Annotated in this window: 7 protein-coding genes; 1 reads left to right on the forward strand and 6 read right to left on the reverse strand. The window is 39.5% G+C overall.

Annotated features, from left to right (window positions below; genetic code table 11):
- Positions 1-56: 56 nt before the first annotated feature.
- The 5 genes from proC to ADH31_RS05850 form a co-directional block, all read right to left on the reverse strand.
- Positions 57-854 carry a pyrroline-5-carboxylate reductase gene (gene proC, locus ADH31_RS05830; RefSeq protein ID WP_049509514.1) on the reverse strand — a complete coding sequence of 266 codons (798 nt, stop codon included), beginning with the start codon at positions 852-854 and terminating at the stop codon, positions 57-59.
- 4 nt (positions 855-858) lie between these two features.
- Positions 859-2,121, reverse strand: a complete 1,263-nt coding sequence (locus ADH31_RS05835) for a glutamate-5-semialdehyde dehydrogenase (RefSeq protein WP_049509516.1) — start codon at positions 2,119-2,121, stop codon at positions 859-861.
- Between the two features lie 9 nt (positions 2,122-2,130).
- Positions 2,131-3,240 carry a glutamate 5-kinase gene (proB, locus tag ADH31_RS05840; RefSeq protein WP_049509517.1) on the reverse strand — a complete coding sequence of 370 codons (1,110 nt, stop codon included), beginning with the start codon at positions 3,238-3,240 and terminating at the stop codon, positions 2,131-2,133.
- Positions 3,241-3,397: 157 nt separating this feature from the next.
- Positions 3,398-4,594 carry an elongation factor Tu gene (gene tuf / locus ADH31_RS05845; protein ID WP_001040718.1) on the reverse strand — a complete coding sequence of 399 codons (1,197 nt, stop codon included), beginning with the start codon at positions 4,592-4,594 and terminating at the stop codon, positions 3,398-3,400.
- Between the two features lie 410 nt (positions 4,595-5,004).
- Positions 5,005-6,114, reverse strand: coding sequence for an AI-2E family transporter (locus tag ADH31_RS05850; protein WP_049509519.1), 1,110 nt, complete (start codon positions 6,112-6,114; stop codon positions 5,005-5,007).
- A gap of 105 nt (positions 6,115-6,219) precedes the next feature.
- On the opposite strand from ADH31_RS05850, the gene pbp3 reads away from it, so the two are divergent.
- On the forward strand, positions 6,220-7,461 hold the full coding sequence (gene pbp3 / locus ADH31_RS05855; RefSeq protein ID WP_049509520.1) for a D-alanyl-D-alanine carboxypeptidase PBP3: 1,242 nt from the start codon (positions 6,220-6,222) through the stop codon (positions 7,459-7,461).
- A gap of 36 nt (positions 7,462-7,497) precedes the next feature.
- On the opposite strand, the gene ADH31_RS05860 is transcribed toward pbp3, so the two are convergent.
- Positions 7,498-8,895, reverse strand: a complete 1,398-nt coding sequence (locus ADH31_RS05860; RefSeq protein ID WP_049509522.1) for an APC family permease — start codon at positions 8,893-8,895, stop codon at positions 7,498-7,500.
- Positions 8,896-9,063: the final 168 nt, after the last annotated feature.

A 9,063-nucleotide genomic window follows, 5' to 3' on the forward strand; every position in this document is an offset into this window, starting at 1 on the left:
TTTTTTCATTTCCTTCTTTGTAAGAAAAAAAGAGGTTGAGTTTTAACGCTCACCTCTTATTTGCCTAATTCTTGAGTTTTTTTGTAGGCTTGGTTGACAGCATCCATAACGGTTCCTCTAAAAGCATGTTCTTCTAGACTTGCTACACCAGCAATGGTCGAACCTCCAGGGCTGCAAACTTGGTCTTTTAAGACTCCAGGATGTTGCTGACTTTCTAGTACCATTTGACCTGCACCAACTACTGTTTGAGCCGCCATTTTCAGAGCCATTTCTCGTGGCAATCCTGTCTGAACACCTGCATCCGCCAAGGCTTCGATAAATAGATAGACAAAGGCTGGTCCACAGCCTGCAAGCCCTGTTGCTGCATCTATTAAACCATCGCTTAATTCAACTAATTGGCCAGCCTTGGCTAACAGTTGACAAAATAGTTCATTGTCTTCTGGATGACAATTTGCAGACAAGGCATAACTAATCACTCCTTGCCCAATAGCAACAGGGGTATTAGGCATAATACGAATAATCCTATGGTGACTTGGAAGAAGACTAGCGAGTTTTTCCAAGGTTAAACCAGCTGCCATAGAAATCAAAAGAATACTTTCTCGTTTCTCAAGGATTGACTGATATTGAGTAAGCAGTTCAGAAAATTGAGCTGGCTTTACTCCTAGAAAAATCACATCTGCTTCTGCAAAGATTACGTCATTGCTAGAAGCCCGACCACCGAAGTTGGTAATAAAAGTATCCACCTTGGCTTGACTACGATTGGCAAGGAAAATCTGATGACTAGTTTTTGCCTGCAAGACTACCTTAGCTAAACTAGCACCCATATTTCCCAAACCGATAAATCCAATCTTCATCTCTTTACTCCCTTATCTGTCCATCACCAGTAACCACATATTTGTAGCTGGTCAATTCCTTCAAGCCCATTGGACCACGCGCATGTAATTTCTGAGTAGAAATCCCCATTTCACAACCAAGACCAAATTGTCCACCATCTGTGAAACGAGTTGAAGCATTGACATAAACCGCTGCCGAGTCCACTTGATCTGTAAAGTAAGCTATGGCATCAGCATTTTCAGTCACAATCGCATCCGAATGATGGGTGCTATGGACTTCTATATGCTCTACAGCTTCCTCAAGACTAGAAACTACTTTTACAGCTAGGACATAGTCTAAAAACTCAGTGTCAAAATCTTGTGACTCCGCTGCTATCCCAGAAATAAATTGACTAGCTTTCTCATCTAGACGCAATTGAATCGGTTCCAGTCCAGCTTCTTTTCGATCGGCAACCAGAACTTGCTCCAAACGAGGAAGGAAGCTTGCCGCCTTGTCTTGATGAACAAGCAGCACTTCCATGGCATTGCAGACTGAAGGACGACTAGTTTTAGCGTTATTGATAATAGACAGTGCCTTGACTTCATCTGCATCCTTGTCAACGTAGACATGAACAATCCCTGTTCCTGTCTCGATAACTGGTACAATAGCATTTTCAACCACGGCATTGATCAAACCAGCCCCTCCGCGAGGAATAAGCAGATCTAGATAATCCTTAGCCTTCATCATAGCATAACTACTTTCACGACTGGTATCTTCTACTAATTGAATGACGTCTGGATGAATGGTAGTAGTCTCCAAGCCCTTCTTCAAAGCTGTGACAATGGCATGAGCTGTTTGAAAGGCATCCTTACCACTACGAAGGACAACCGCATTTCCACTCTTGAGAGCAAGGGCAGCTGCATCAGAAGTCACATTTGGACGACTTTCATAGATAATACCAATAGCCCCCATAGCCACACGCTTCTTAGTAATGACCAAACCATTTTCAAGCTGACTTCTTTCTAGGACTTCACCGATTGGATCTGGTAAAGCAACCACTTCACGAATACCAGTCGCCATTGCTTCTATACGCCCTGCATCCAAATAAAGACGATCCAACATAACATCTGAGATTTTCCCCTTAGCCGCTTCCATATCACGAACATTAGCTGCTAAAATCTCCTCAGTAGCTGTCAATAAGTGATCGGCCATAGCTAGCAAGGCTTGGTTTTTTACTGTTTCACTAGCAGTATTGATGGTTTTTTTAACTGCCTGTACCAGTTCAAATTGTTCTTGTGTACTTACCATAGTTTACCTCTAAAATTCTGTAAAGAGTAGTTGGATTTCAGGAGTGATAGAAATCCAGTCATCACGATGAATCAGAACTCCCTTGGCTTTTTGAGAACGAAGAACATCTTTGAGCCCCGATGCACCTAGTTGCACTCTACCTTTTCCGAGTGATTTTCCAGTTTCCTTATCAAATACCGTTACAATATCACCATAAGAAAAATTGCTCTCAACATCTACAACTCCTGATAAAAGGAGACTCTTTCCATGTTGAGAGAGGGCTTCTGCCGCCCCTTTATCAACCCAAATTGCTCCCTGACTTTTGGCATAAAAGGCTAGCCATTGTTTCTGGGTACGAAGTCCCTTTTCTTGTGCAACAAAGAAAGAACCATCCTTGGTCTTCTCTGCCGCCTCTATCATAGCATCAGCTTTCAAGGATGAACAGATATAAACCGGCACTCCTGACTCTGTCGCAATGGTCGCTGCCTTTATCTTAGTCAGCATGCCACCAGTTCCATTAGATGAGCCTGCTCCACCAGCCATATCAATAATTTCTCGATTGATGGTCTCAATTCTCTCCAGACGTTTAGCTCTTGGATCCGAGTTAGGATTACCAGTATAAAGACCGTCTACATCTGTTAAGAGGATCAAAAGATCTGCCTGCACCATTGCAGCTACCTGGGCACTAAGTGTATCATTATCCCCGACCTTGAGCTCATCAATAACGACACTGTCATTTTCATTGATAATAGGAATCGCACCACGATTAAGCAGGACTGACAAAGCTTGATGGGCATTTTTATAACGTCGCTTATCGACAAAATCATCCTGAGTTAGCAAGATTTGCGCTGAAACAATCTGTCTTAAGAGCAAATTTGTTGTATATTCTTCCAAAAGCAATCCTTGACCAACCGCTGCTGAAGCTTGCTTATCCGCAATCTTTGTTGGTCGTTTTTTAAATCCTAAGGCTCCGAAACCTGCTGCAACAGCCCCAGAAGACACCAAAATCAGCTCATGACCTGCTTCATGCAGCATTGCAAGCTGTTGTGTGATAGCTTTTACTTTACTGCGAGATAAACTTCCATCTTTATGTGTCAGGGATGAAGTTCCCACTTTAAATACGATACGCTTGTACTTCATATTTTTCTCCAAATTTAATATTTAACCATTTTACCATGATTTTATGAAATTGTAAAAAAGGAACTCTCTCACTTTTGATCGCAAAAAAAGAACCTTGCATAGCAAGATTCTTTTAGTGTCTGACTTAAATAATTGTTCTTCTGGGAACTAAATCGAATTAAGCTTCGATTTCTGTAACCATACCTGAACCAACAGTACGTCCACCCTCACGGATAGAGAATGTAGTACCTTGTTCTACGGCGATTGGGTGGATCAACTCAACGTCGATTGTCACGTTATCACCTGGCATTACCATTTCAGTACCTGCTGGAAGTTCGATTGAACCTGTAACGTCAGTAGTACGGAAGTAGAACTGTGGACGGTAGTTGTTGAAGAATGGAGTGTGACGTCCACCTTCTTCTTTAGTAAGGATGTAAACTTCACCTTTGAATTTAGTGTGTGGGTTGATTGAACCTGGTTTAGCGATAACTTGTCCACGTTCGATTTCGTCACGTTGAACACCACGAAGAAGGACACCTACGTTATCTCCTGCAAGACCTTCGTCAAGTTGTTTACGGAACATTTCAACACCAGTAACAACTGCTTTTTTAGTTTCTTCTTTGATACCAACGATTTCGATTTCGTCATTGACACGAACAGTACCACGGTCGATACGTCCTGAAGCAACTGTACCACGTCCAGTGATTGAGAATACGTCTTCGACTGGAAGAAGCAATGGTTTGTCAGTGTCACGTTCTGGTTCTGGAATGTACTCATCAACAGTGTTCATCAATTCCATGATGATGTCTTCGTATTTAGAGTCACCTTCAAGAGCTTTAAGAGCTGAACCTTGGATAACTGGAAGATCGTCACCTGGGAAGTCGTATTCTGAAAGAAGGTCACGGATTTCCATTTCAACCAATTCAAGCAATTCTTCGTCGTCAACCAAGTCGATCTTGTTCATGAAGACGATAAGGTGTTTAACACCAACCTGACGTGAAAGAAGGATGTGCTCACGAGTTTGTGGCATTGGTCCGTCAGTTGAAGCTACTACAAGGATAGCTCCATCCATTTGAGCGGCACCAGTGATCATGTTTTTAACGTAGTCCGCGTGTCCTGGAGCGTCGATGTGAGCGTAGTGACGTTTTTCAGTTTCGTACTCAACGTGCGCAGTGTTGATTGTGATACCGCGTTCGCGTTCTTCTGGAGCAGCATCGATAGACGCATAGTCTTTAGGTTGGTTAACTGCTGAAGGCAAGCGACGTGCCAAAACAGTTGTGATAGCTGCAGTTAGGGTAGTTTTACCGTGGTCAACGTGTCCGATAGTACCAATGTTAACGTGTGGTTTACTACGATCGTATTTTTCTTTTGCCATTTGAGTAAAAGCCTCCAATAAAATATATTTTATAGATAGACAGTAGGCAATACAGTCTAACTTTCCTTACTATTTTATCAAATTTCAGCTAAATTGCAAGTGTTTTACAAAGTTTTTGTGAATTATTCTTATTCTCGCTCTACTTCCTCTACCAATTTATTTAAAATATCTATAAATAGGCTTATTTTAGCAAAAGGCGATAGACCATAATCCGATAACCCAAGTCTGAATTTCCTATTTTCAGCCCCGAAAGACTCCAATCATTCAGTTGTTTGTAAAAATTATGTATAGAAAAATTAAAGTTTCATCATAAGAGATTAGAGAGTTTTAAAACTAATAAAAAGTTTGATCAACTACAGTGCCAAAGATGCAATGATCAAAAAAGGTCGGGATTTTTTATCCCGACATCTTTATTCTGATAGATGCTTTTCAACTTCTTGTGCTTCCTTATGATTTTCATACAATCGAGCTAAGAATTTAGCAATCTCTTTTAAAATGGAATAGGTTGGAACAGCAACAATCATCCCAATCACACCATAAATATTACTTGATAATAAAAGCAAGACTAAAATAGTAATCGGATGAACCTTCATAACCCCACCCACAATACGTGGATATAAAATATTTCCATCAACTTGCTGAATAATCAACATATAAATGACAGCAATAATCATTTTATGAGGATCGGTGAAGAGATTTGAAATAATCATTGGAATCAAGCCAATGCTTGGTCCTACATAGGGAATCAAATTAGCCAATCCAGAAAAAATGGCGAAGACCAAGGCATATCTTAGACCAATCACACTATAACCGATAAAAGCTAAACATCCAATAATAACTGCATCTATAGACACTCCACTAATGTAACGAGAAATAGTTGTATTTAGGTTTGTCAATAAACCAGATATGTTCAATTTATCTCGTTTTAATACAGTTCTTTCTAGCATCGGTAAAAATTTATGACCATCAAGTAGGAAGTAAATCAAGAAGACTGGTGTCATGATGATAATCAATACAGTGCTTACGAGTGCAGAGAGAACACTGCCAACACTATTTGTCACACTGTTCAAGATATTTTGCAAAATATCAACATATGAGAGATTTAGTTGTTGAATAGTTTGTTGAATATCTAGATTTTGCAGGGCTGGATGTTTTGATAACTCAATGACTAAATCTTGAAGACGACCATAAATGTTTTGACTCGAATAGATTAGGCTACTCAACTGATTAATCAAAATCGGTAGCAGATAGACAAAACTAAGTACGATTGCACAAATTAAGGCACAAAGGGTTAACAAAATCCCAATGATGCGATTGATCTTGCATTCCTTCTCTAAAAAGATAACAATTGGGTTGGTTAGGTAATACAAAAATCCTCCCAATAAAAAAGGAATCATGATCGTATTTGCAACACTGACAAAGGGTGTAATAATAGCACCCATTTCTCTCCATAAGTAGAAAATAAGGGTTATTAATAATATCTCAGTGGTCCAGAAGAATAATTTATTTCTCCGAAACATAAGCCACCTCCTCTTTTTCCTATTTTACCATATTTCAAAAAAGATTGATAACCTACATTATAAAAACAAGAATATTTTTTGTCTTTATGATAGAATACAATTACTATGAAGAAATTATTTTTAACACTATTAACACTTATTTCGTTTGGTTCCGCTACTACGGTTTTTGCCCAGGATTTTGATGTAGCAGCAAAACATGCCATTGCTGTTGAAGCTAATAGCGGTAAGATATTATACGAAAAGGATGCTACTCAACCTGTTGAAATTGCTTCTATTAGCAAATTGCTTACCGTATATCTCGTTTACGAAGCCTTGGAACAGGGGAAAATCTCTCTTTCTACTCCTGTAGAAATTTCTGATTACCCCTACCAGTTGACAACTAATTCTGCGGCTAGTAATGTTCCCATGGAAGCTAGAAATTACACTGTCGAAGAGTTGCTAGAAGCAACTTTGGTATCTAGCGCTAACAGTGCTGCTATCGCTTTAGCTGAAAAAATTGCCGGTTCTGAGAAGGACTTTGTAGATATGATGAAGGCAAAACTACAAGAATGGGGAATTCAAGACGCTACACTCGTCAACACAACAGGGCTCAACAATGAAACTCTTGGCACTAATATCTATCCTGGTTCAAAGAAAGATGATGAAAACAAATTGAGCGCTTATGATGTTGCTGTCGTTGCTCGCAATCTCATCCTCAAGTATCCTCAAGTTTTAGAAATCACCAAGAAACCTTCTTCTACTTTTGCAGGGATGACAATTCATTCTACCAACTATATGTTGGAAGGAATGCCTGCCTATCGTGGTGGTGTTGATGGACTTAAAACTGGTACGACTGATAAAGCTGGAGCATCCTTTGTAGGTACGACTGTAGAAAAAGGAATGCGCATCATCACAGTTGTCTTAAACGCTGACAACCAAGATACTAATCCATATGCACGCTTCACAGCTACTTCTTCTATTTTAGATTACATCTCATCAAACTTTGCTCTTCAGACAATTGTCAAACAAGGAGAGAGTTATGAAGATAGTAAATCGCCTGTATTAGATGGGAAGGAAGATACAGTTACAGCTGTCGCCAAAGAAGATATCAAAATCGTACAACGTCTTGGTAGTCGTACACAATCAACTATTACCTACTCAGCGGACACTACTGAACACACTGCTCCACTAGAGGCAGGAACTGTCGTTGGACATTTGACTTATGAAGACAAGGATCTAGTTGGTCAAGGATACATTACAACTGACAAACCTAGTTTTGAGATGGTCGCAGAAAAAAATGTCGAAAAAGCCTTCTTCTTAAAAGTTTGGTGGAATCGCTTCGTTCGTTTTGTTAACGAGAAGTTATAAAAAATCGAAAAATCGCGAATTTCGCGATTTTTTTCTTTATTCATTTTCAGCTACAGTCGAATGGTTATATCCATAAACAAAGTAAATAATAACGCCTATTAATAAAGCTAGTCCAAATGCCATCCATGTTTCAAGGGTATATTGAAGCATAAATGAAAGGCAGATCAGAATAGACAAGATTGGTAAAAAAGGAACTAGGGGTGTTTTAAATTCTCCCTCTTTGGGCATACCCTTATCTTTTCTCAATTTGATGATCCCATAGGCTAGGAGAATAAGATAGGCTAAGGTGCAAATATTGAGAAAGGCTGCGATACTTGCTAGAGGGAAGATCCCCGCTGCAATCGCTGAAACAACACCTGTTAAAATAGTTGCATTCTTAGGGACACGACTGGTCTTAGTCACTTGTTTGAAACTCTGAGGCATGAGCCCATCACGTGCCAAACTATAAATCATTCGAGACAAGGCGTAAGTCATGGAAATACATACCGTAATCAAAGTAAAAATTGCAACGAGTGAAACATAATTAGCTGCCCAACCAATACCAATACTTCTCAGAGCAAAAGCCACTGCATCATCAACATTGAGCTTGCTATAATGAACGATACCTGTCAATATCAAGGTAACCAAGGCATACAGAATGGTTACAATGGTTAAGGATAAAACAATCCCACGTGGAATATTCTTTTGTGGACTTTGAATTTCGTCAACTGCCATAGAAATGGACTCAAACCCTAAGAATCCAAAGAACATCAGTGAAGCACCTGCCATAATTCCAGTACTTCCACCATAAATTTGACCAAAACCAAATGGTGCAAAATCTGACCAATTTTCAGGTTTAATGTACCAAATACCAACTAGAATAAATAAGGCAAGAGCAGAAAATTTTAAAACAACAAGAATAGAATTAAAACGAAGAGCTGCTTTCGAATTTAAAAGTACAACGCCTGTAACAAGTAGAATTACTAAAATCGGTAAAAGATCAATATAAGTACCATGTTCAGGATTAAAAGTTCCATTGAAGGCTTGCGGCAAGGAAATTCCATAATGGCTAAGCAAACCCTTAAAATAGGCCGCCCAACCTGAAGCGACACCAGAAACAGCTGTCATAAATTCCATGATAGTCAGCCAACCTGCAATCCAGGCTGGGAATTCACCCAAAATTGCATATAAATAACTATAGGCTCCACCCGTTGCAGGAACACGAGAAGCAAATTCTGCAAAAAAGAGTGCAGATAAGGATACGCAGATAGCAGAAATTACAATCGATACCACAAGGGCAGGTCCTGCTAATGTTGCTGCAGCAGTTCCTGTAATCGTAAAAATACCTGTTCCCACCATAGCACCAATTCCCAAGAGAATTAAGTCCCATAGTTTTAAATGGCGATGCATTTCTGTCTTACCTAGACTAACGTCTTTGGTTCTAAAAATATTCATCATTCATCTCCCAATTTATAAGATTGTATTATTTTATCATATATAAGGATTTTTGTGAATATTTATTAGCATCTTTCATCAAAAAAACTGAGAGTGGGACAGAAATCGGTAATTCGTTAGAATACGATTTCGTCGTCCCACCTCCGCACAGTTGAGTAGGGCTGTAAA

The organism is Streptococcus pseudopneumoniae, assembly GCF_001072375.1.
In the GTDB taxonomy this organism is placed as follows: domain Bacteria; phylum Bacillota; class Bacilli; order Lactobacillales; family Streptococcaceae; genus Streptococcus; species Streptococcus pseudopneumoniae_L.

Coding starts and splice junctions, on each gene's coding strand:
- proC (WP_049509514.1), bottom strand. CDS start 854: ATGAAGATTGGATTTATCGGTTTGGGAAATATGGGTGCTAGTTTAGCT.
- ADH31_RS05835 (WP_049509516.1), bottom strand. CDS start 2,121: ATGGTAAGTACACAAGAACAATTTGAACTGGTACAGGCAGTTAAAAAA.
- proB (WP_049509517.1), bottom strand. CDS start 3,240: ATGAAGTACAAGCGTATCGTATTTAAAGTGGGAACTTCATCCCTGACA.
- tuf (WP_001040718.1), bottom strand. CDS start 4,594: ATGGCAAAAGAAAAATACGATCGTAGTAAACCACACGTTAACATTGGT.
- ADH31_RS05850 (WP_049509519.1), bottom strand. CDS start 6,114: ATGTTTCGGAGAAATAAATTATTCTTCTGGACCACTGAGATATTATTA.
- pbp3 (WP_049509520.1), top strand. CDS start 6,220: ATGAAGAAATTATTTTTAACACTATTAACACTTATTTCGTTTGGTTCC.
- ADH31_RS05860 (WP_049509522.1), bottom strand. CDS start 8,895: ATGAATATTTTTAGAACCAAAGACGTTAGTCTAGGTAAGACAGAAATG.